The following is a 22495-nucleotide window of genomic DNA, read 5'->3' as shown; positions in this document are numbered from 1 at the left end:
ATCATTCCTGGGTTTATGAAGCCTGCGGCGAACATAAGAGATGGAATGAGCATCTACATGGATATTATTGCACAAACTGTGCCAGGTAGGCACAAGAGAATGGTCCTAAAAGAGCTTTGATTATTCAGCGAGTTAGCGTTTTGAACCGGTTAAACCAACAGGAAGAATGTGATCAAAAGGAGGTTTATCTGTCGCCAACAAGAGACAACCCTGAGGGTATATCATCTTCTTTTTTAAATTCAGTGAATTAGATGTCTTATTTTAGCGACAACCCTGACACGCATCGTTGCTTTTCGGCGACAGTCCGGGAAACGTGTAATAAAGCGAGGAAAAAAACGCGTGAAGGAAGGCAGAAAAGAAAAAACCCCGCCGAAGCGGGGTTCTAAATTGGTCGGCGAGAGAGGATTCGAACCTCCGACCCACTGGTCCCAAACCAGTTGCGCTACCAAGCTGCGCTACTCGCCGAATTACTGCTTTTTTGAATTTTTAGTTCAATTCAGTTGTGGTGCGAAGAGAGGGACTTGAACCCTCACGTCCGTTAAGACACTAACACCTGAAGCTAGCGCGTCTACCAATTCCGCCACCTTCGCATCGCCACTAAATAATGGGGTGGCTAATGGGACTCGAACCCACGACAACTGGAATCACAATCCAGGGCTCTACCAACTGAGCTATAGCCACCACTGCAAATCTTTACGCGCTTTGTTCTACTTCACCGCTCAAGCGCCTCATTTAAATGGCGCGCCCGACAGGATTCGAACCTGAGACCTCTGCCTCCGGAGGGCAGCGCTCTATCCAGCTGAGCTACGGGCGCGTAGCGCCGTTGCGGAGGGGGATACTACGGGCTTCGCGCCCTGCTGTCTAGTGCTTTTTTTAAGAAAATGCGCGTTTGGTTATGCTTTGCGCACTTTGTCGCTTATCTCTCCACTTTAGGCAGTGAATTGTGTCGATTGAAGCCAAATAGCGTGTATGCCGCCGATACCAGCGCCAGGAATAGCGCCCCGACAATCAGGGACATGCGGGTATCTTCGTTGAATCCCATGCCGATAAGTACGCAAATCAGGAACGCCATCGTCAAATAGTTCGCCCATGGGAAAAGCATTGAGCGAAACGGATGGCTGACCAACGCCTGCCGGTGCACCTGGCGAAAGCGCAACTGGCTAATCAGGATCACAAACCACGGCACCATGCCCGGCAATACGCTGGCGCTATAGACGTAAACAAACACGCGTTGCGGATTGGGAATGATGTAGTTCAGGCAGGAGCCAATCAGCAGGATAACGATAGAAATCGCCACGCCAGCCACCGGAACGCCGTTTTTCGAGACTTTGCCTACCGCCGCCGGTAGCTGGCGGTTATTGGCCAGGGCATATAGCATACGTCCGCAGCTGTACATGCCGCTGTTGCAGCCCGAAAGTGCCGCCGTTAGCACCACAAAATTGATAATGCCCGCTGCGGCGGTAATACCGATTTTAGCGAAGGTCAGGACAAAGGGGCTGCCGTTGCTGCCAATCTGGTCCCACGGAAACAGCGTGACGATAACGAAAATCGCGCCCACGTAGAAAATCAAAATACGCCACAGCACTTTGCTGACGGCGCTGCGCAGAGTGACCTGGGGATTTTTTGCTTCACCCGCGGTAATGCCGATCAGCTCCACGCCCTGATATGACGCCACCACAATACACAGCGCGGTTAAAAAGCCCTTCCAGCCGCCGGCAAAGAAACCGCCGTGTTCCGTCAGGTTTGAGAAACCGACCGCCTGGCCGCCGTTGCCAAAGCCAAAGAAAATCACCCCCAGGCCAATCACGATCATCACGATAATGGTGGTGACTTTTATCATGGCAAACCAGAATTCGATTTCACCGTACAGCCGCACTGCCGCCATATTCGCCAGCGCCACCAGGCCCACTGCGATTAACGCCGGTATCCACTGGGCCATTTCCGGGAACCAAAACTGGACGTAAACCCCGATAGCGGTAATTTCCGATATCCCCACCGCCATCCACATAAACCAGTACGACCAGGCCGTCAGATAGCCAAAGAACGGGCTCATATAGCGGTGCGCGTAAACGGCGAATGAACCGGTCACTGGCTCCAGAAACAGCATTTCGCCCATAGAGCGCATGATAAAAAAGACAAACAGGCCAGCGATAATGTACGCCAGCAGGACCGAAGGGCCAGCCCATTTCAGGGTACTCGCCGCGCCCATAAACAGCCCAACGCCAATCGTGCCCCCAAGGGCGATGAGTTCGATATGTCGAGACTCCAGCCCACGCTGAAGCTCAGGTTTATTTTCTGCCATAAATCCTCTGTGTTGTGATGTTGTTGCTCCGGCTGCGCCGGTTATTGTTATGGGTTATGTCATAGGGGTAATCGTCGCCAAACATCACTGACGCGAATATCAGGCGCTAAAACCCGCGCATGGTTTCCTAAATTTTCCAAAATGGCAAACGGCAGATTAAAAAAATGTTGAGAAATAGAAAAAAATGCGGGGGTAACGATGCGGCGGAAGCGCGTTCCGCCGTGAGGAGATCAGAGCCTGCCGGTATAATGCCAGGCGAGATAGCGCAGTAAACGGAGCTGGCGGGTGATACGGCTGGGCTGAGAGAGCAGACGGTACAGCCACTCCAGCCCCAGACGCTGCCACGCTTTGGGCGCACGCTTAACATGGCCGGTGAAGACGTCATAGGTGCCGCCGACCCCCATATACAGGGCTTCCGGATAGATCTTACGGCAGTCGCGCATAAAAATTTCCTGGCGTGGCGAACCCATCGCGACCGTCACGATCTGCGCACCGCTATCACGGATCCGTTCAAACAACGCCTGGCGCGCTTCCGGAGGGAAATAGCCATCCTGCTCGCCCACCACGTTGACCTGCCAACGCTGTCGCAGTTGGCTAACCGTTTCGCTCAGCACCTGCGCTTTTCCGCCGATCAGAAACACCGGCGTACCCACCTGCCCGGCGCGCGCCATTAAGGCTTCCCAGAGATCTGCACCCGCAACGCGGGAGATTTGCGCCTGCGGATATTTCTTGCGTATTGAACGCACAACGCTGATGCCATCCGCGTATTTGTATTCCGCCGCGTCGATCAGCGCTCTGACCTCCGCATCGTCGTTGAGCGTGAGCATTTTTTCGGCATTGATGGCAACCAGTGTGCCTTGCTTCAACCGACCATCCGCAAAGAGATAGTTGAGGGCATGTCGCTTATCACGCCAGCCGAGCAAATTAAGCCCACGCAGGTTATAACGCGGCGCGCTATTGTCGTCAGTCATCTGTTTCCTTATCCGAGATTGTGACCGGGCGGAAAACGCCCTGATAGTGAACGGACCCTGCCACGAATCAACCCGGCACTTTCCAACATCCAGTACATCAATTTGGCGATCAGCAAACAGGCACCGAAAATCACCATAAAAAACACCACGCGTGAAACAAACGAATCGAGGCCCTCACGAGCCAGCACGATCATATTAAAGATGGCCCCAAAGCAGAAACTCTGCAAAATCGCAGACTTGTAGCGATTGGTTCCGTCAATACCGTGCTGGTAAAGCCAGTCAAACCACTTAATAATCAGCCCGACCACCACCGCCCCCAGCGGAATAAACCACACGCCGCCCATCACGACCAGCGAGCCGATCAGCGTTGGCGAAATCGCCAGCCCTGAATGGTTATTCAATACTTCCCAGGTAAAATAGTTCGCCGAGTTAAGTACGATGCCAGGCCGGTCTGGCCACAGCCATGTCGGAATAAACACGTAAAAATCACGCGCGACAGGCGCCAGCCCCTGAAATTCGATGTTTCCGTAATTCTGTAGCAACAGCGCCAGATTCTCCCACGGCGAGAAAGTATCGCGGGTCAGATAGAGGAACGTGTAAAAAGCTTCATCGCCGCGCACATCCAGTCCATAGCGTTTCAGGGCCAGCCAGAACATCCCGACGATGCCCATCGCTCCGGCCGCGGCCAGCATCCACAGAGAAATCCAGCCGCGAATAATGCCGATAAACAAAAAAATCGCGAAGGCGATAATGATATTGGCGCGTGTCCCGCCGACAATGGCATAGGTCAGCAAGCCGAACCCCACGGTCACCACCAGGAAAAACAGCCACGCCTGGACGCTCTGGCGCAGAAAATAGATCACCAGCATCGCCGGAATAAAGAAGTAGAAAAAGCGCTTCAGGGCAACGCCGGATACTTCGCTGGAAAATATCTGGCTATAGGAGTGCAGGCGAAACAGCAAAAAGCCGTTATGCATAAAGAAGATGCCCACGCTGACCAGTGCCACCGCCATTAGCAATATCCACGTCAGTTGTGCCTCAACGCGGTTTACCGAGAAAAGCTGTCGCGTATGCTCGCGGCCGCGCGGCCGCAACCGCGTTTTATACGTCACATAATAGATGCCATAGAAACAGGCGGCGGCGAGCTGCGCCTGCAGCAGCACTTCAGCAGGCACCACGGCGACGTCAAAGCGAAACACCAGTAGGGCGGTAAACGGAAAGCCGAAGAAAAAGGTCAGCAGGAACAGCAGCGAGAAGAATAGGTTGAAATTGAACCGCACCCGGCGGAATTCAAACCAGGTGGTGGTGGTGATAAACAATGTCGCCAGCAGCCAGACAATAAACAGCCCGCTAAATTGCAACAAGCTCATGATGCCTCTCCCGCCGCCACGCGTAACGCCTGATGCCAGCCGGTGATATAACCAGGCCGGAAAAAATCGATAGTTGATTTGTCTACCATGCCAAGCTGGCGCTGCGCTTCGCGAATGACCGTTTCATTAAGTATATCGTCGGTAAACAGCACCGGCAGATGCTGTTCCGTCATATCCTGCCAGAACGGGTTTTTTCGGCTCAGCACACAGGGAATACCCGCCTGAATCAACAGGCACAGCGTGCCGATACCCTGCTGGCGGGCAAAGATAAAATAGCCCAGATCGCAACGTCTCAGCATGGCGAGGTAATCATCAAACGCTATTTGATCGCGCAAAATATGAAGGTTATCAACGCTGAATAGCGCGCGCCCCGCCTGCTCGACTTCTGCAATATAAGCCTGGTTATTGGCCGGATAGCCCATTGGCACAATCACATCGACGCTATCGCCAAACTGTCGGTGAATCGCCTTAAGCGCTGCAATATGTTCATTACTCTTGTCACCGGAGTTTCCCACCAGGATGGTCAATTTGCCCGTCGCGGGCGCTTTTTCCAGAGTGTTCAACGCCGGGTCCATGCGGGTTGGGAAATAGAGCAGCGAGCCCGGCACCCCGGGGTTACGCTGATGAAAATAATTCAGATCGCCGCGCGTGGCAAACACGTGCCCAACGCGCTTCTGCGCCAACCGGCGCAGAAAATAAAACAGGCGAAACTTGAGGCTGCGCGACGCTTCATACAGATCGGCCCCCCAGATATGCCAGCTCACCTGGCAAGATTTTAGCCCGCCGGTCAGCAACGCTATCCACAGCGGCGCATTAAACTGCCCGTGGAAGAAAAAACGCTGCGCGCGGTCGCCGCGAGCCAGCGCAATAACCGCAGCGCTGAGCGCTTTTTTTGTGGGATAATGTTCAATGTTCAACGCAGGATACTGGCTTTGCAACGATGCATCCTGTGAGACCACCATAAAGCGTCGGGCTATTGCCCCCAGCGATGCGAGTTCGTCATTAAAATAACCCAGTACGGTGTGGTTATGGTGGGGAATATCCGACCCCAGAATATGTATTAACGGGTTCATGCTTTTCTGCGCCAGAGTAAAAATACGCCGCAACATAGGGTGAAATAGACGATATAAGTGGCCATGTAGGCCTGCGCCGCGCCCAGCGCGCCATGGTCGGGAATCAGCCAGTGGGAGAATCCGATCAACAGCGCAAACTGGCTAAGTTCCGCCAGGACATAAAAGCGCAGTGACGCTTTGGCAATCACCAGATAACCAAACACGTAAGCGCCGACTTTCAGCACATCGCCGACCAGTTGCCACGCAAACAGATCGCGCATCGCGGTAAATTTCGCCGAGAACAGCAGCCAGATAGCGACGTCGCGTAACAGCCAGACCGTTAAGCTCGCTGCGGCAACCGCCGGAAGCACAAACCTCAGCGAACGCAACACCTCACGGGTGATGTCCTGTTTGGCGGTTAAGCGCGACAGCGTAGGCAGCAGCCAGACGCTGAACGTGGCGGTAATAAATTGCAGGTAGGCATCGGAGATGGTACTCACCCCTTGCCAGATGCCGACTTCATCCCAGGAGTACCGGGCAGCCATCAGGTTTCGCATCATCACATACGCCACGGGCAGCGTAACCGACGTGATTAACGCCATCAGGGTAAACGTTGACAGTTGCCTGGCGAGGGGGCTGTTCCAGCGCGGCTTCAGGTAACCCAGGGGCACATGCTCACGCCGTTTAAGCAGCCACAACGCCGGGAAAACCACCAGCGCAGGCACCAGCGCCAGCCCTAACAATGCGCCTTCGTAGCCGCCGAGTCGATAACACAGATACCAGGCGGCGACGCCAATGATGCTGCCGATAATCAGCGAGAGCGCATTACCGCGCGCATCGCGAAAGCCTTTCAGAATCGCCAGCGTCAGGTTAGCCCAGGCAATACCCATCTGGATAAAAGCCACCAGCCGCACCACGTTCTGGTAGCGGTCGTGCCCAAACAGGCCAATGCTGACAGGCTGTGCAGCCAGCAAAAAAATGACCGCCAGCAGCGTGGAAAACCCTAATACCATCGCCGACGATGTGCCGGTAACCTGTCTTAGTTGTTCTGGATCGTCATGATGCTGGGCGACCAGCTTAGTCACGCCGTTAAAAATCCCGGCACCCGCCAGAACGCCTAATACGGTGATGAGCTGACGAAAGTTTCCTGCCTGCCCGACCCCTTCAGGGCCGAACGCCACCGCCAGCAGTTTGATCACCAGTAAACCGGCGGCAATCTTGATAAGTGTGGACGCTGCCGTCCACACTGAGGCTTTTGCAAGAGACATATCAGGCGAAGTAACTTAGCAGCGAATTAATAACCGTACGCTGGTTGAAAGGCGCCAGATTGTAGAACAGCGGCAACCGCAGCAGGCGTTCGCTTTCGCGGGTGGTGTAGCGGTCCTCGCCAAAGAATTCGCCAAATTTCTCGCCTGCCGGGCAGCTGTGTAGTGGGATGTAATGGAATACCGCCAGGATTTCCGCCTCTTTAAGCCAGGCGATCAGATTACTGCGATCGTCAATATCCCGCAGTTTGATATAAAACATATGCGCGTTATGGCTACAGAAATCCGGGATGGAGGGCAACTCAATACGTCCTGTGCGCGCCAGCGGCTCAAGGGCGTCATAATAGGTTTGCCACAGCGCCAGGCGCTGCTGGTTGATGCGATCCGCCGCCTCCAGTTGCGCCCACAAATAGGCAGCCTGGAGATCTGACATCAAATAGCTCGAGCCGATATCCCGCCAGGTATATTTATCAACCTGGCCCCGGAAGAACTGGCTGCGGTTGGTGCCTTTCTCGCGAATGATTTCCGCACGCTCAATCAGCTGCGGATCGTTAATCAGCGTCGCGCCGCCTTCGCCGCCCGCCGTGTAGTTCTTGGTTTCATGGAAACTAAAGCAGCCGATATGACCAATGGTCCCTAATGCCCGGCCTTTATAGGTGGACATCACGCCCTGCGCCGCGTCTTCCACCACGAACAGGTTATGCTTTTTCGCGATGGCCATAATGACGTCCATTTCACAGGCGACGCCCGCGTAATGCACCGGCACGATCGCGCGGGTTTTATCGGTTATCGCCGCTTCAATCAGCGTTTCGTCGATGTTCATGGTATCGGGCCGCACATCGACAAAGACGATATTCGCGCCACGCAGCACAAAGGCATTGGCGGTAGAAACGAAGGTATAGCTCGGCATGATCACTTCATCGCCGGGCTGAATATCCAACAGCAGTGCCGCCATTTCCAGCGATGCAGTGCAGGACGGCGTAAGCAATACTCTGACGCTGCCGAAGCGTTGCTCAAGCCACTGCTGGCAACGGCGGGTAAAGCCGCCATCACCACACAATTTTCCGCTGCCCATTGCAGACTGCATATAGTCAATTTCCGTTCCAACCACGGGCGGAGCATTAAATGGGATCATCTGTTCACCTGTATAGCCAGTACGCGGCGCTGTCCAGGGTAGCACCGCTTTGAATATAACGACGAATGGCGGCGCGATTACCCATTTGGGTCGCCACACGCAACACGTTTGATTGACGAATTTCACACCAGTGGCGCGCGGCATCCATCAGGATGCGCCCTGCGCCATAACCGCCCAGCAAGCCGATACGCGTCTCGCTGGCGTTGAGCTGGCGCAGCGTGACAAACCCACGGATAGCGCCGTCATCCTCGCGCAGTATCAGGCAAGTGTGATCGAAACTGCTATTGACGGCATTCTCTACCCACTGAGCGTAAAAACGCTCGCTGGCGTCAGGCTCGTACCAGGGGGCGCGAAAACGGCTCCTGGCAAACAGCGTGGCCGCCATCGTGCGCAGAGCGGGAATATCTTCTCCCCTCGCAGGCTGAAGACCGGGGTCGGTATGACCGACGCCAACATCCAGTACAAAATCGGCTTCGCCTTCTACAACCTGAAACTGCAACTGCTGCAGCGCATCCAACCAGTCTGTACGCTGCGCGGGCACTTTCGCCTGCAAGCGGGACCAGCCAGTTAACTGCGTCGCATCCAGCACCGGTGCGTCATCGCTCAGCCGGAGGAGTGCAGTATTGATGCCAAAGAATCGGCTTTCCCATTCCAGGGGATTAATACTGGCGCGGACGGGCACGAAGCAGCTCCAGTAAATAACGGCCATAGCCCGTTTTTGTCAGACGTTCTGCGGCGCGCTTCACGCCATCATCATCCAGCCAGCCGTTGCGCCAGGCGATCTCTTCCAGGCAGGCAATCTTAAACCCCTGACGCTTCTCGACAGTTTGCACGAAGGTACTGGCCTCGATCAGGCTGTCATGAGTTCCCGTATCCAGCCAGGCAAACCCACGGCCTAACAGCTCGACAGAGAGCGTGCCTTGCTCAAGATACATCTGATTAATAGAGGTTATTTCCAGTTCGCCACGCTCAGAAGGTTTGACCTTTTTTGCGTACTCGACCACTTTTTCATCATAAAAATAGAGGCCGGTTACTGCCCAGTTAGATTTAGGGTTTTTTGGCTTTTCCTCAATGGAGAGCGCACGGAAGTTGTCATCAAACTCGACTACGCCGAAGCGCTCAGGATCCATCACCTGATAACCAAACACCGTTGCCCCGCCAGTACGGGCCGAGACCTGACGTAATTTAGGGCTGAACCCTTGCCCGAAAAAGATATTGTCGCCTAATACCAGGCAGGAAGGCTGTCCGTCGAGAAATTTCTCACCAATAATAAACGCCTGAGCGAGCCCGTCGGGGCTTGGCTGCTCAGCATAGTGAAGGCTGACGCCAAAATCAGAACCGTCCCCCAGCAGTCGCTGGTAGCTGCTTAAATCCTCCGGCGTCGTGATCAATAAAATCTCACGAATCCCCGCCAGCATCAGCACGGAGAGCGGGTAGTAAATCATTGGCTTGTCATAGATGGGCAGAAGCTGCTTCGACACGCCGCGCGTGATGGGATGCAGGCGCGTCCCTGAACCACCCGCCAGAATGATCCCCTTCATATCGTCTCTCCTGATAATTAGCTCTGAAGACCCAGACGCTCGCCCTGATAACTTCCGTCCAGCACTTGTTGCCACCAGGATCGATTTTGCAAATACCAGAGCACCGTTTTACGAATACCGCTTTCAAACGATTCCTGCGGACGCCAGCCCAGTTCACGCTCGATTTTACTGGCGTCAATGGCATAACGCAGATCGTGGCCAGGGCGGTCTGCCACCCAGGTAATAAGATCCCGATATTGCACGACGCCTTGCGGTTTTTGAGGAGCCAGCTCTTCAAGCAGATCGCAAATCGTGGTGACGACATCGATGTTTTTACGTTCGTTATGACCGCCGATATTCCATGTTTCGCCAATCGCCCCCTGGGTAGCTGCCAGATAGAGCGCGCGAGCATGGTCTTCTACATAGAGCCAATCACGGATTTGCTGCCCGTCGCCATAAACCGGCAACGGCTTACCTGCCAATCCATTGAGTATCATCAGCGGGATCAGTTTTTCCGGGAAATGATAGGGGCCATAGTTATTTGAGCAATTTGTCACCAGAGTGGGCAAGCCGTAAGTGCGATGCCAGGCGCGGACCAGATGATCGCTACCGGCTTTCGACGCTGAATAAGGGCTACTGGGCGCATAGGCCGTCGTCTCGGTAAAAAAGTCTTCGCTGCTGTGAAGATCGCCGTACACCTCATCTGTCGAAATATGATGGAAACGAAAGCGCGCTTTGCCTGACGCATCCAGTGAACTCCACCAGGCGCGAGCGGCCTCAAGCAGCGTATACGTTCCCATAATATTCGTTTCGATAAAGGCCGCTGGCCCGTCAATAGAGCGATCGACATGGCTTTCCGCCGCCAGGTGCATAACGATATCTGGCCGCCAGGTCGTGAATACCCGATCAAGTTCAGCTCTGTCGACGATATCGACTTTTTCAAACGCGAAACGCGGGTTATCGGCAACCGGCGCAAGCGAAGCAAGGTTGCCGGCATAGGTCAGTTTATCCACGACAACCACGCTATCGGCGGTTTCGTTAATGATATGCCTGACGACGGCGGAGCCAATAAATCCCGCGCCGCCGGTAACCAGAATGCGTTTCATCGCCATACCCCTTTGGTATCGACGATCCACGTTTGCTGAACGTTACTGGCTTCGATCGCTTTAAACGGCGCATGATCGACCAGCATCACCAAAACGTCGGCCTGCGCCAGCGCCTCGTCAAGGTCGATCAGCTTACAGTGCGGCGCAAGGCTTGCCGGCAACTGGTGAATATTGGGTTCGACCACCAGCGTTTCGCCACTGTTCCACTGGGCGATTTGCTGGGCAATCTCCATGGCCGGGCTTTCGCGCAAATCATCAATATTGGGTTTAAACGCCAGCCCGAAGCAGGCGATTTTAAGCTCGCTGGCGCGCTTGCCGCTGGCTGTCAGGCAATCGGCCACGGTCGCTTTAACACGCTCAAGCACCCAATGGGGTTTGTAATCATTGACTTCACGGGCAGTGCGGATAAGGCGTGCCTGCTGCGGATTCTGCGCCACAATAAACCATGGATCGACCGCAATACAGTGCCCGCCAACGCCAGGGCCGGGCTGCAAAATATTGACGCGCGGGTGGCGGTTCGCCAGGCGAATCAGCTCCCACACGTTAATCTCCTGATCGGCGCAAATCAGCGACAGCTCATTGGCGAAAGCGATGTTCACATCGCGGAAGCTGTTTTCGGTCAGTTTGCACATTTCAGCGGTGCGGGCGTTCGTCACCACACACTCCCCTTCCAGGAAGATGTAATACAGTTCACTGGCGCGCGCGGAGCAGACTGCCGTCATCCCGCCGACGACGCGGTCGTTCTTAATCAATTCCACCATCACCTGGCCGGGCAGGACGCGTTCCGGACAATAAGCGATGTTGATATCCGCATCATCGCCAGCCTGTTGAGGAAAGGTGAGATCAGGGCGTAACGCCGCCAGCCACTGCGCCATTTGCTCGGTAGCGCCAACGGGCGAGGTAGACTCCAGGATCACCAGGTTGCCTTTACGCAGCACGGGGGCGATAGATTCCGCCGCAGCCTGCACGTATTTCATGTCTGGCTCATGCTCGCCTTTAAACGGCGTTGGCACGGCAATCAGAAAGGCGTCCGCTTCCTCGGGCTGGGTGGTCGCGCGTAAAAAGCCGCCCTCAACCGCCGCTTTTACTACGCTGCCTAATTCCGGTTCAACAATATGAATTTCACCCCGGTTGATGGTGTCAACCGCACGGGAGTTAATGTCGACCCCCACAACGTGCTTCTGACGCGATGCAAAGGCAGCGGCGGTTGGCAAACCAATGTATCCCAGCCCAATTACTGAAATAGTTGAAAAACTCATAGTGTTATCCGATTATTTTTTAATGCATGCAAAATGCGAGCACAGGCTTTTCCATCGCCATAGGGGTTATGGGCCTTGCTCATAATTTGGTATTCCCTCTCGTCATGCAGAAGGCGAGACACTTCCGCAACAATACGCGTGCTGTCCGTACCCACCAGACGTACCGTGCCTGCTTTAATGGCTTCCGGGCGTTCAGTGGTTTCTCGCATAACTAAGACGGGTTTACCCAGCGAGGGAGCTTCTTCCTGAATACCGCCTGAATCCGTCAGGATTAGCCAGGCACGATCCATTAACCAGACAAACGGCAAATAATCCTGCGGTTCGATCAACGTCACGTTGTCTACCTGTCCAAGAATACGGTTCACCGGCTCGCTAACATTGGGATTCAGATGCACCGGATAGACAATCTGTACATCCTGATTCTGACGGGCGATCTCCACTAACGCCTCGCAGATGTGCTCAAATCCCTGACCGAAACTTTCACGGCGGTGGCCCGTCACCAGGATCAATTTCTTATCGTCACGCAAAAAGGGATAGCGGGACGCCAGTTCGCGCTGGCGAGACGCATCCGCAAGGATAGAGTCTCGCACCGAAATCAGGGCATCGATCACCGTGTTGCCGGTGACGAAAATACGTTTATCCGCCACGTTTTCGCGCAGCAGATTGGCACGCGAGTTTTCGGTTGGCGCGAAGTGATACGACGCCAGATGGCCTGTTAACGTGCGGTTCGCCTCTTCAGGCCAGGGTGACCAGAGATCCCCGGTACGTAATCCCGCTTCAACGTGCCCAACCGGAATACGTTGATAAAACGCCGCCAGGCTGGTCGCCACGGTGGTGGTGGTATCCCCATGGACCAGCACCACATCGGGTTCAAAATCTTCGAGAACCGGTTTTAATCCCTCCAGTATCCGACAGGTTATTTCCGTTAATCCCTGCCCCGGTTTCATAATGTTGAGATCGTAATCCGGTACGATTGAAAACAAATGCAGTACCTGATCCAGCATCTCCCGGTGCTGTGCGGTTACACAGACCCTGGCATCGAAATACGGGTCTTTTGCCAGCGCATGTACCAGAGGCGCCATCTTGATGGCTTCCGGACGCGTGCCAAAAACGGTTAATACTTTCACAACGCTTCTCTTCCATTAAATCCGCGCGCAGCACTCTGCGCGCATTACAAAATGCTTATGCCGGACGACGACGGGCCAGGGCAACGCCTGCGCCAATGAGTGCACCCACTGCGCCCCACATAATCATCAGGAATGCTCTGCGCGGACTGTCGCGCTTCACCGGTTCTTCAGGCGTTCTCAGATACCGATAGGTTTGAAAACGGGGATCGAGCGAGGGGCCAACATTAAGCGTTGTAAGCATCGCCCTGTTTTGATCGTAGCTGATATCAAAGGAAGGCCCGACCGCCTGAAGATTTTCAAGGCGCGCCTGCAGTTTTGGGCGGCCCAGCATAAATAACTCAGAATCCGGTAGTTCCTCTGCAGGCACCTGGGTTTCGCTGGTAGAAATATTATGCTGCTGAGCGATTTTTAACGCTTCCTGCACGCTTTGCACTTTGCGGGTATAGATAGCTTTGGCTACGGCTTCCTGACGCTTAACTTGTGCCTTCATCTGGATAGTACGCGCAGCCCAGGCGCCTTTCAGTTCGTCATTTAAATGGCTGGCAGCACGTTCGCTGGCAAACGCCACGTACTGGCGCAGCAGGTTATTGGCATCCGGCGCGGTTTCAGCGATCAGCTTAACGCTGTCATTCAGATTGCGGGTGAAATCGCCCGGCGTGAACTGAATATTGCCGATCAGTTCATCCAACAACGCCGCATCAACTTTGCTGTTTCCGGCTTTACGCTGCTGGTAATAATCAGTCTGCAGCCAGAAATCACGGCGGGTATCCCAGGCAGCAAGCTGCATGATGAATTCTTTATATGCATCATCCATAACCGAAGGCTGCTCGACCCCGTTAGGATTCACTTTCGCATCCAGGTTACGCAGAAACTGTTGCTGCGAGTAGTAGCTACCCAACATATTTACGGTGGGCCGATCGGTGATTGCCGTCGCGCTCCACTCCTGGCGCGCGAAAATGGTGTACACCAGCGCGCCGATGATAAACAGCGCGGCAAACCCAACGATCCAGATTTTTCCCGCCCAGAACGTGCGGAACAGACCGCGCACGTCCAGTTCATTTTCAACCATCCCCTGTTGCGTGCCTGGCAATTGCTCTTTCATCACTTCCCCAGCTTCATTTGGTTAATGTCGGGTTATTGTCATTATTTCTACGCATGCGGCGCTTGATGCGTTTAATCAGACGTGCGACTTTCCACGCCCGTTTAATGCAGTACCCGTAGAGGAAAAATGCCAGCAAAAACAATGCCAACATTACCCACTCAGGAATAAAATGCGCGTATTCAGACGCGACACCAATGCCCGCCAGCAATGCAGCAGCAAGCGTAATCAGCACAAAAGCCTGTCGGGAAGTAAAACCAGCGCGCATGATCAAATGATGAATATGCTGGCGGTCAGGCGAGAAAGGGCTCATGCCGCGGCGTAAACGGCGATACATGATCGCGACCATATCCATTAACGGGATGGCGATAATCCATAGTGCCGTAACCGGGCTAATCGGATGGGTCACACCCTGAGTGGTTTCCAGCAGGATCCAGATGACGGTAAAGCCAATGAGCGTACTGCCCGCATCGCCCATGAAAACTTTATAACGGCGACCCAGTACGCCCAGATTCAACAAAATATAAGGAAGAATGGCGGCGATCATGGCGAAACACCACATCGCGAGGCTCAGTTGCCCGTCGAACCACAAAATCAGCCCCATAGCGGCAAACGACACGCAAGAAAGCCCGCCGAGCAGGCCGTCGATGCCATCAACCATATTGAAGGCGTTTATGGCAGCCCAGACCGCAAAGAGCGTAAGGAAATAACCGAACGGACCGAGCACCATTTCCCAGGAGCCGAAAATATAGCCCAGGCTGCTCATATACAGCCCGCCGAACCACATCATGACGACAGCGATAATGGCCTGAATCAGCGCACGAATTTTTACACTGATATCAAAACGATCGTCCAGCGCGCCCACCAGCACCAGAACGCCAGCGCACGACAGATACAGCGCGGCGTGGGGGATATAGTAGTCAGCGATTGCAAAAGTAAAGCAGATGCCTGCAAAGACAGAGATCCCGCCCACTAAGGGGATGAGTCCCTGGTGACGCTTGCGGAAATTGGGCTTATCCACCAATCCAATTTTTTTAGCCGCCTTGCGGGCGAAAAAAAGAAAAATGGTTGTGAATAAAAAGATACCGATTAACTCGGCACCCGAGGTAATTAAATTCACAGTGTGCGCTCTCTGCAAAAGATAAGTCCGTTGGAAGTATAACCGCGAAGTCATTGCTTCAGAAGGGCGGTTATGCGTCATCCTTGAAAGGGACTATTTATTATTCAGCAAGATAAAGATAGCCAACTCACAGAAGTCACGCGACCTTGGCAGGTAAAAAACCCTGCATCAAGAGGAAAATTCCGTATCCCAGAAACTATAATGAAAAACGCCACGACAAAGCGTGGCGTTCCCCGAGTTTTTACAACTTATGAGCGCTTCATCATGTCGAAGAAATCATCGTTTGTTTTCGTCATGGCCAGCTTGTTAATGAGGAATTCCATTGCGTCGATTTCGCCCATCGGGTGAATGATCTTACGCAGGATCCACATTTTCTGGAGCTCTTCCTGAGTGGTAAGCAGTTCTTCTTTACGGGTACCGGAGCGGTTGTAATCAATCGCCGGGAACACGCGTTTTTCAGCAATCTTACGCGACAGGTGCAGTTCCATGTTGCCTGTACCTTTAAATTCTTCGTAGATAACTTCGTCCATTTTGGAACCGGTATCGATCAGCGCAGTCGCGATGATCGTCAGGCTACCGCCCTCTTCCACGTTACGCGCAGCACCGAAGAAACGCTTCGGACGATGCAGGGCGTTGGCGTCCACACCACCGGTCAACACTTTACCGGAAGCCGGCACCACGGTGTTGTAGGCGCGCGCCAGACGGGTAATGGAGTCGAGCAGAATGATCACGTCTTTCTTGTGTTCAACCAGGCGCTTGGCCTTCTCGATAACCATCTCCGCAACCTGAACGTGGCGAGATGCCGGTTCGTCGAAGGTCGACGCAACCACTTCACCTTTCACCAGACGCTGCATTTCGGTCACTTCTTCCGGACGTTCGTCGATCAGCAAGACCATCAGCACACAGTCTGGATGGTTGTAAGCGATGCTCTGCGCGATATTCTGCAGCAGCATGGTTTTACCGGCTTTCGGCGGTGCCACGATCAGACCACGCTGGCCACGGCCAATCGGCGATGCAAGGTCCAGTACGCGCGCGGTTAAATCCTCGGTAGAACCATTGCCGCGTTCCATACGCAAACGGGAGTTCGCGTGCAACGGGGTAAGGTTTTCAAACAGGATTTTATTACGGGCGTTTTCAGGTTTGTCGTAGTTGACTTCGTTAACTTTCAGCAGCGCAAAGTAACGCTCGCCTTCTTTCGGCGGACGAATCTTACCGGAGATAGTATCCCCTGTGCGGAGGTTGAAACGGCGGATTTGGCTGGGAGAAACGTAGATGTCATCGGGACCGGCAAGGTAGGAGCTGTCTGCGGAACGGAGGAAACCAAATCCGTCCTGCAATATCTCCAGCACACCGTCGCCAAAGATATCTTCGCCACTCTTTGCGTGTTGCTTCAGGATGGCAAAAATAATGTCCTGTTTGCGCATACGGGCCAGGTTTTCCAGCCCCATATTTTCGCCGAGAGTAATCAGCTCAGAAACCGGCGTATTCTTTAATTCGGTAAGATTCATAATGGTGGGTTCTTAAACTCGGGGTAAATCTCGAACTTAATGTTGTGAATGGTATGGCAGGAACATCCATGCCTGTTAACGGCCTTCATCTCATGTCTGTTCGTGGCCTGGTTGCAGGAAAGAACGCAGAACTGAAACGACAAGACGGAATGAATGATGAGCCCGGATAATAATCACTTCACGCGGGCTTAAAGGCGGTCTGTCTTTTAGCACCGGGAAGTATTGGGTATTACAAGATTTAAACTATAAGGCAAGTTCAAACAGCAGTTGATAAACAACTTAGCACGACTATCGCCGGGCGTCCAGCGGTCCGAAATTTTTCGGACCCTGCACGCGCCGGCTAAGAGGCGATTACGCCAGGTTAGCGTCCAGAAACTCTTTCAGCTGACCTTTAGACAACGCACCCACTTTGGTCGCTGCCACTTCGCCGTTTTTGAACAGCAGCAGCGTAGGGATACCGCGGATACCGTATTTCGGCGCCGTGCCCGGGTTTTGGTCAATGTTCAGCTTGGCAATGGTCAATTTGCCCTGATATTCATCAGCGATTTCATCCAGAATCGGCGCAATCATTTTACAAGGGCCGCACCACTCTGCCCAGAAATCAACAAGAATCAACCCGTCCGCTTTTAGTACATCCGTGTCAAAACTGTCATCGGTCAGGTGAATAATTTTATCGCTCATGTTTTACTCCACAAGATTAAGTCTGGCATGTTGGTGTAGCATTAACCAACTTAGGTTGACTTTATTTCACCCGGTTTATTTGAACGGATGTGCTTTCGTAAAGCAATAGTAAACTGATATTCTACCACACTATGAGCAAAACACATTTGACAGAACAGAAGTTTGCCGACTTCGCCCTGCACCCCGCGGTGATTGAAGCCCTTGAAAAGAAAGGGTTTCATAATTGCACCCCGATTCAGGCACTTGCACTTCCCCTGACGCTGGCGGGACGTGATGTTGCAGGACAGGCGCAAACAGGTACCGGCAAAACGATGGCGTTTTTAACGTCAACGTTTCATTACCTCCTTTCTAACCCGGCGATCGAAAACCGCCAGGTGAATCAGCCGCGCGCGATTATTATGGCGCCGACGCGTGAACTCGCCGTCCAGATTCACTCTGATGCAGAACCGCTTGCCCAGGCCACCGGCCTGAAAATTGGCCTGGCCTACGGCGGCGACGGTTACGATAAACAGCTTAAAGTGCTGGAAAGCGGCGTTGATATTCTGATCGGCACCACCGGTCGCTTAATCGACTACGCCAAGCAGAACCACATTAATCTGGGTGCTATCCAGGTTGTGGTGCTTGATGAAGCGGATCGCATGTACGATCTCGGCTTTATTAAGGACATTCGTTGGTTGTTCCGTCGCATGCCGCCGGTGACCCAGCGTCTGAATATGCTGTTTTCTGCCACCCTGTCTTATCGCGTGCGTGAACTGGCTTTCGAGCAGATGAACAACGCGGAATATGTGGAAGTCGAACCGGAACAGAAAACCGGCCACCGCATAAAAGAAGAACTTTTCTATCCGTCCAACGAAGAAAAGATGCGTCTGCTACAGACCCTTATTGAAGAAGAGTGGCCGGATCGCGCCATTATTTTCGCCAATACCAAACATCGCTGTGAAGATATTTGGGGTCATCTGGCCGCTGATGGTCATCGCGTCGGGCTATTAACCGGCGACGTGGCGCAGAAAAAACGTCTGCGTATTCTTGAAGAATTCACCCGTGGCGATCTGGATATTCTGGTCGCAACCGACGTTGCGGCGCGTGGCTTACACATCCCTGCGGTAACCCATGTGTTCAACTACGACCTGCCGGACGACTGCGAAGATTACGTTCACCGTATTGGCCGTACCGGACGCGCAGGCGCCAGCGGGCACTCCATCAGCCTGGCTTGTGAAGAGTATGCGTTGAACCTTCCGGCCATCGAAAGCTACATCGGCCATTCGATTCCGGTGAGCAAATACAACCCTGATGCGCTGTTGAGCCAACTGCCGCCGCCGAAGCGCCTGACCCGCGTTCGCTCCGGCAATGGCCCACGTCGCACCGGCGGCGCACCCCGAAACCGTCGCCGCACAGGTTAAGTCAGATGCCATCCGCCGCCTCGCTGTATGCAGCTATAGATCTCGGTTCGAATAGTTTTCATATGCTGGTAGTGCGTGAGGTGGCGGGCAGTATCCAGACCCTCACGCGCATCAAACGCAAAGTCCGTCTCGCGGCGGGCTTAAACAGTGACAACTCCCTTTCGCATGATGCCATGGAACGCGGCTGGCAATGCCTGCGGCTGTTCGCCGAACGTTTACAGGATATTCCTTCCATTCAGGTACGCGCCGTTGCCACCGCCACGCTGCGTCTCGCGGTTAACTCCGCCGAATTCATCGAGAAAGCGCAGCAAATTTTAGGCTGTCCGGTCCAGGTGATCAGCGGCGAAGAAGAAGCGCGGCTGATTTACCAGGGCGTGGCGCATACCACGGGCGGGGCGGATCGTAGGCTGGTGGTGGATATTGGCGGCGCCAGCACCGAACTAGTCACCGGCACCGGCGCGCAGGCAACATCGCTGTTCAGCCTGTCGATGGGTTGCGTCACCTGGCTTGAGCGGTTTTTCACCGATCGCAGCCTGACTAAAGAGAATTTCGAAGCTGCCCAGCAGGCCGCCAGCGCCGTGTTACAGCCGGTTATCGGCGAGTTGCGAAAACACGGCTGGCAAACGTGTGTTGGGGCCTCCGGCACCGTTCAGGCATTGCAGGAAATCATGATGGCGCAGGGCATGGACGAGCGCATCACGCTTGCCAAGCTCGAACAGCTGAAACAGCGCGCCATCCACTGTGGGCGTCTGGAAGAGCTGGAAATCGAAGGGCTAACGCTTGAGCGCGCGCTGGTATTTCCCAGCGGCCTCGCCATTCTGATCGCCATCTTTAAAGAGCTGAATATTGAGTGCATGACGCTGGCGGGCGGTGCGCTACGCGAAGGGCTGGTCTACGGCATGCTGCATCTGTCGGTGGATCAGGATATTCGCAGCCGCACGCTGCGTAATATTCAGCGCCGGTTTCTGGTGGATACCGAACAGGCACAGCGCGTGTCCCATCTGGCGGAAAAATTCGTCGCTCAGACGGCGAATGCCTGGCAACTGGATGAACGCAGCAAAGCGATGCTGCATGCCGCCGCGCAACTGCATGAAATTGGCCTGAGCGTTGATTTTAAACAGGCGCCGCTGCATGCCGCATGGCTGGTGAGCAACCTTGATTTGCCCGGCTTCACCCCGGCGCAGAAAAAGCTGTTGTCCACGCTGCTGTTGAATCAAACCAGCCCGGTGGATCTGTCGTCGTTGCACCAGCAAAATGCCGTGCCGCCGCGCGTGGCTGAGCAGCTGTGCCGCCTGCTGCGGCTGTCGATTATGTTCGCCAGCCGCCGCCGCGACGATACACTGCCGACGGTGGATCTGGCCGCGCAGGGCGATACACTCACCCTGACCCTGCCGGAAAACTGGCTAGCCAGCCATCCGCTTGCCGCCGAATCGCTGGAGCAGGAACAGCTCTGGCAGAGTTACGTTCACTGGCCGTTAGAAATCAATTAATCGTCAGCGCCCTTAATCGGGCGCTTACGCGTTTTTCTCGCCGCGCGCTTTCGCCATCATCGCTTTCAGATTCGCCAGATGACCTTGCCCTTTCTGCATCCGCTCCTGAGGTGAGACCACTTTACGCTCCTGCTCCCACAGCACATCGTCCTGCGGCAGCTCCAGCAGAAAACGGCTCGGTTCCGGGCGTACCAGCTCGCCGTACTGGCGACGCTCTTTGCACAGGGTAAACGTCAGTTCTTTCTGGGCACGGGTGATGCCGACATAAGCAAGACGGCGCTCCTCATCGACGTTATCTTCATCAATACTGCTCTGATGCGGCAACAGCCCCTCTTCCATGCCCACTAAAAAGACATACGGGAATTCCAGACCTTTTGAGGCATGCAGGGTCATCAGCTGGACCTGATCGAGATCCTCTTCGCTTTCGCCGCGTTCCATCATGTCGCGCAGAGTGAAACGGGTGACTACCTGAGTCAGCGTCATCGGCTCCTCAAGCTCCGAACCCTCCAGCATTTCCGTCATCCAGCTAAACAGCTGGTTAACGTTCTTCATCCGCATTTCGGCGGCTTTCTGGCTCGGCGAGGTTTCGTAAAGCCAGGATTCATAATCAATCCCGTGGATCAGATCGCGCACCGCCGCCACCGGCTCGCGTTCCGCCAGACGCGCCACCTCGCCCAGCCAGTGGGTGAAGCGGGTTAAGGATTCATAACCGCGCCCGGTAAGGGTCTGGCTCAGTCCCATATCGAAGCTGGCGGTGAAAAGACTTTTGTTGCGCTGATTGGCCCATTCGCCCAGCTTTTGCAGTGTGGCAGGGCCGATTTCCCGGCGTGGCGTATTCACAATGCGCATAAACGCGCTGTCGTCGTCCGGGTTAGTGAGTACCCGCAAATAGGCTAGCAAGTCCTTAATTTCCGGACGAGAGAAGAACGAGGTACCGCCGGAAATGCGATACGGAATGCGGTTTTGCATCAGCAATTTTTCGAACACCCGGGACTGGTGGTTGCCACGGTACAGGATGGCGTAATCCTTATACTGGGTTTTATTAATAAAATGATGGGCGATAAGCTCCCCCGCCACCCGTTCCGCTTCATGCTCTTCGTGATTTGCAGAAAGCACTTTTAATTCAGCCCCGTAGCCCAACTCAGAGAACAGTTTTTTCTCAAACACGTGCGGGTTATTCGCGATCAGGATATTCGCCGCTTTCAGGATGCGCCCGGATGAGCGGTAGTTTTGTTCCAGCTTAATCACCTGTAGCGCCGGGAAATCTTTGCTGAGCAGCACCAGGTTCTGCGGACGCGCGCCGCGCCAGGAGTAGATGGACTGATCGTCATCACCTACCACGGTAAACCGCGCCCGCGCGCCTACCAGCAGCTTCACCATTTCATACTGACTGGTGTTGGTATCCTGGTATTCATCCACCAGCAAATAGCGGATGCGGTTCTGCCAGCGCTCGCGCACTTCTTCATTACGCTGTAAAAGCAGAGTCGGCAGCAGGATCAGATCGTCAAAATCGAGCACGTTACAGGCTTTGAGATGGGCATCATACAAGCTATAGCAATGAGCAAAAATGCGGTCACGTTCGCCTTTGGCCTGCGCCGCTGCCTGGGCCGGGTTAAGCAGGTCGTTTTTCCAGTTCGAAATGGTGGACAACAACTGCTGGTACAGCGCTTTATCGTTCTCCACCAGCCCGTCGGTGAGTTCCTTGATCAGCGCCAGCTGGTCGGTATCGTCGAACAACGAGAAGTTGGCCTTCATGCCCAGGGCTTTGTATTCACGTTTAATAATTTCCAGCCCCAGGGTATGGAAAGTGGAGATCATCAGTCCGCGCGCCTCTTTGCGCCCCAGGGTTTGCGCCACGCGCTCTTTCATTTCGCGCGCCGCTTTGTTGGTAAAGGTCACTGCCGCGATATGTTTGGCCTGATAACCGCAGCCGCGGATCAGGTGGGCGATCTTATTGGTGATCACGCGTGTCTTTCCGGAGCCAGCGCCCGCCAGCACCAGGCAGGGGCCGGTGACGAATTCGACAGCGTGTTGTTGACCGGGGTTTAAACGCATGATAGTTGCTCAATCTTCGAACGGGGGAGGGATTG

At 54.2% G+C, this 22495-nt stretch carries 18 protein-coding genes and 4 tRNA genes; 2 read left to right on the top strand and 20 right to left on the bottom strand.

From position 1 onward, the window contains the following. Positions 1-388 precede the first annotated feature (388 nt). The 19 genes from GV764_RS03420 to trxA all read right to left on the bottom strand — a co-directional run bounded on the left by GV764_RS03420 (position 389) and on the right by trxA (position 17515). Positions 389-465 (bottom strand) — tRNA-Pro (locus GV764_RS03420). Between the two features lie 38 nt (positions 466-503). Further along, positions 504-590: transfer RNA gene (locus GV764_RS03415), tRNA-Leu, on the bottom strand. Positions 591-605: 15 nt separating this feature from the next. After that, positions 606-681: transfer RNA gene (locus GV764_RS03410), tRNA-His, on the bottom strand. Positions 682-737: 56 nt separating this feature from the next. After that, positions 738-814: transfer RNA gene (locus GV764_RS03405), tRNA-Arg, on the bottom strand. A 102-nt stretch (positions 815-916) separates the two neighbouring features. Continuing rightward, a complete protein-coding gene (gene thrP / locus GV764_RS03400) occupies positions 917-2302 on the bottom strand; it encodes a bifunctional threonine/serine APC transporter ThrP (protein ID WP_161658986.1) in 1386 nt (461 codons plus the stop codon). 230 nt (positions 2303-2532) lie between these two features. After that, positions 2533-3273, bottom strand: a complete 741-nt coding sequence (gene wecG / locus GV764_RS03395; RefSeq protein WP_161658985.1) for a lipopolysaccharide N-acetylmannosaminouronosyltransferase — start codon at positions 3271-3273, stop codon at positions 2533-2535. Between the two features lie 8 nt (positions 3274-3281). Continuing rightward, complete coding sequence (wzyE, locus tag GV764_RS03390; RefSeq protein WP_161658984.1) at positions 3282-4643, bottom strand: ECA oligosaccharide polymerase; 1362 nt, start codon at positions 4641-4643, stop codon at positions 3282-3284. Next, positions 4640-5716, bottom strand: a complete 1077-nt coding sequence (locus GV764_RS03385; RefSeq protein WP_161658983.1) for a TDP-N-acetylfucosamine:lipid II N-acetylfucosaminyltransferase — start codon at positions 5714-5716, stop codon at positions 4640-4642. Before GV764_RS03385 ends, wzyE begins: the two co-directional genes overlap by 4 nt. Continuing rightward, positions 5713-6963: a lipid III flippase WzxE gene (gene wzxE / locus GV764_RS03380; protein ID WP_161658982.1), complete on the bottom strand. Its 1251-nt coding sequence runs from the start codon at positions 6961-6963 to the stop codon at positions 5713-5715. Before wzxE ends, GV764_RS03385 begins: the two co-directional genes overlap by 4 nt. A gap of 1 nt (position 6964) precedes the next feature. After that, positions 6965-8095 carry a dTDP-4-amino-4,6-dideoxygalactose transaminase gene (rffA, locus tag GV764_RS03375; protein ID WP_161658981.1) on the bottom strand — a complete coding sequence of 377 codons (1131 nt, stop codon included), beginning with the start codon at positions 8093-8095 and terminating at the stop codon, positions 6965-6967. A 4-nt stretch (positions 8096-8099) separates the two neighbouring features. Beyond that, the gene (gene rffC / locus GV764_RS03370; protein WP_161658980.1) at positions 8100-8777 is read right to left on the bottom strand and encodes a dTDP-4-amino-4,6-dideoxy-D-galactose acyltransferase; all 678 of its coding nucleotides are present in this window, start codon (positions 8775-8777) and stop codon (positions 8100-8102) included. Next, positions 8755-9636, bottom strand: coding sequence for a glucose-1-phosphate thymidylyltransferase RfbA (rfbA, locus tag GV764_RS03365; RefSeq protein ID WP_161658979.1), 882 nt, complete (start codon positions 9634-9636; stop codon positions 8755-8757). Before rfbA ends, rffC begins: the two co-directional genes overlap by 23 nt. A gap of 17 nt (positions 9637-9653) precedes the next feature. Further along, positions 9654-10721: a dTDP-glucose 4,6-dehydratase gene (gene rffG / locus GV764_RS03360; RefSeq protein ID WP_161658978.1), complete on the bottom strand. Its 1068-nt coding sequence runs from the start codon at positions 10719-10721 to the stop codon at positions 9654-9656. Beyond that, positions 10718-11980 carry a UDP-N-acetyl-D-mannosamine dehydrogenase gene (gene wecC, locus GV764_RS03355; RefSeq protein ID WP_161658977.1) on the bottom strand — a complete coding sequence of 421 codons (1263 nt, stop codon included), beginning with the start codon at positions 11978-11980 and terminating at the stop codon, positions 10718-10720. Before wecC ends, rffG begins: the two co-directional genes overlap by 4 nt. Then, positions 11977-13107, bottom strand: coding sequence for a non-hydrolyzing UDP-N-acetylglucosamine 2-epimerase (gene wecB / locus GV764_RS03350; RefSeq protein WP_161658976.1), 1131 nt, complete (start codon positions 13105-13107; stop codon positions 11977-11979). Before wecB ends, wecC begins: the two co-directional genes overlap by 4 nt. 55 nt (positions 13108-13162) lie before the next feature. Next, positions 13163-14209, bottom strand: a complete 1047-nt coding sequence (gene wzzE / locus GV764_RS03345; RefSeq protein WP_161658975.1) for an ECA polysaccharide chain length modulation protein — start codon at positions 14207-14209, stop codon at positions 13163-13165. 13 nt (positions 14210-14222) lie between these two features. Continuing rightward, entirely contained in the window at positions 14223-15326 is a 1104-nt protein-coding gene (gene wecA, locus GV764_RS03340) for a UDP-N-acetylglucosamine--undecaprenyl-phosphate N-acetylglucosaminephosphotransferase (RefSeq protein WP_125295438.1), read from the bottom strand. A gap of 248 nt (positions 15327-15574) precedes the next feature. After that, on the bottom strand, positions 15575-16834 hold the full coding sequence (gene rho, locus GV764_RS03335; RefSeq protein ID WP_002437993.1) for a transcription termination factor Rho: 1260 nt from the start codon (positions 16832-16834) through the stop codon (positions 15575-15577). 351 nt (positions 16835-17185) lie between these two features. Next, entirely contained in the window at positions 17186-17515 is a 330-nt protein-coding gene (gene trxA, locus GV764_RS03330) for a thioredoxin TrxA (protein WP_002437994.1), read from the bottom strand. Positions 17516-17646: 131 nt separating this feature from the next. Here trxA and rhlB point away from each other — a divergent pair, with 131 nt between their 5' ends. Both rhlB and gppA read left to right on the top strand, forming a co-directional pair. Beyond that, positions 17647-18915: an ATP-dependent RNA helicase RhlB gene (gene rhlB / locus GV764_RS03325; protein ID WP_161658974.1), complete on the top strand. Its 1269-nt coding sequence runs from the start codon at positions 17647-17649 to the stop codon at positions 18913-18915. A gap of 5 nt (positions 18916-18920) precedes the next feature. Next, on the top strand, positions 18921-20405 hold the full coding sequence (gene gppA / locus GV764_RS03320) for a guanosine-5'-triphosphate,3'-diphosphate diphosphatase (RefSeq protein WP_161658973.1): 1485 nt from the start codon (positions 18921-18923) through the stop codon (positions 20403-20405). A gap of 24 nt (positions 20406-20429) precedes the next feature. Here gppA and rep read toward each other — a convergent pair whose 3' ends face one another. Next, complete coding sequence (rep, locus tag GV764_RS03315) at positions 20430-22460, bottom strand: DNA helicase Rep (RefSeq protein WP_161658972.1); 2031 nt, start codon at positions 22458-22460, stop codon at positions 20430-20432. Between the last annotated feature and the right edge of the window lie 35 nt (positions 22461-22495).

Origin of the sequence: Atlantibacter hermannii, assembly GCF_009907385.1 — a bacterium.
GTDB classification, from domain to species: domain Bacteria; phylum Pseudomonadota; class Gammaproteobacteria; order Enterobacterales; family Enterobacteriaceae; genus Atlantibacter; species Atlantibacter hermannii_A.
This window is presented reverse-complemented; position numbering and strand designations above follow the sequence as displayed.

Bases quoted from the DNA above. Each gene is read 5' to 3' on its own strand.
- rffA (WP_161658981.1), bottom strand. From the start codon at position 8,095: ATGATCCCATTTAATGCTCCGCCCGTGGTTGGAACGGAAATTGACTAT.
- rhlB (WP_161658974.1), top strand. From the start codon at position 17,647: ATGAGCAAAACACATTTGACAGAACAGAAGTTTGCCGACTTCGCCCTG.
- wzzE (WP_161658975.1), bottom strand. From the start codon at position 14,209: ATGAAAGAGCAATTGCCAGGCACGCAACAGGGGATGGTTGAAAATGAA.
- rep (WP_161658972.1), bottom strand. From the start codon at position 22,460: ATGCGTTTAAACCCCGGTCAACAACACGCTGTCGAATTCGTCACCGGC.
- wzxE (WP_161658982.1), bottom strand. From the start codon at position 6,963: ATGTCTCTTGCAAAAGCCTCAGTGTGGACGGCAGCGTCCACACTTATC.
- trxA (WP_002437994.1), bottom strand. From the start codon at position 17,515: ATGAGCGATAAAATTATTCACCTGACCGATGACAGTTTTGACACGGAT.
- rho (WP_002437993.1), bottom strand. From the start codon at position 16,834: ATGAATCTTACCGAATTAAAGAATACGCCGGTTTCTGAGCTGATTACT.
- gppA (WP_161658973.1), top strand. From the start codon at position 18,921: ATGCCATCCGCCGCCTCGCTGTATGCAGCTATAGATCTCGGTTCGAAT.
- wzyE (WP_161658984.1), bottom strand. From the start codon at position 4,643: ATGAGCTTGTTGCAATTTAGCGGGCTGTTTATTGTCTGGCTGCTGGCG.
- rfbA (WP_161658979.1), bottom strand. From the start codon at position 9,636: ATGAAGGGGATCATTCTGGCGGGTGGTTCAGGGACGCGCCTGCATCCC.
- wecC (WP_161658977.1), bottom strand. From the start codon at position 11,980: ATGAGTTTTTCAACTATTTCAGTAATTGGGCTGGGATACATTGGTTTG.
- rffG (WP_161658978.1), bottom strand. From the start codon at position 10,721: ATGAAACGCATTCTGGTTACCGGCGGCGCGGGATTTATTGGCTCCGCC.
- GV764_RS03385 (WP_161658983.1), bottom strand. From the start codon at position 5,716: ATGAACCCGTTAATACATATTCTGGGGTCGGATATTCCCCACCATAAC.
- wecG (WP_161658985.1), bottom strand. From the start codon at position 3,273: ATGACTGACGACAATAGCGCGCCGCGTTATAACCTGCGTGGGCTTAAT.
- thrP (WP_161658986.1), bottom strand. From the start codon at position 2,302: ATGGCAGAAAATAAACCTGAGCTTCAGCGTGGGCTGGAGTCTCGACAT.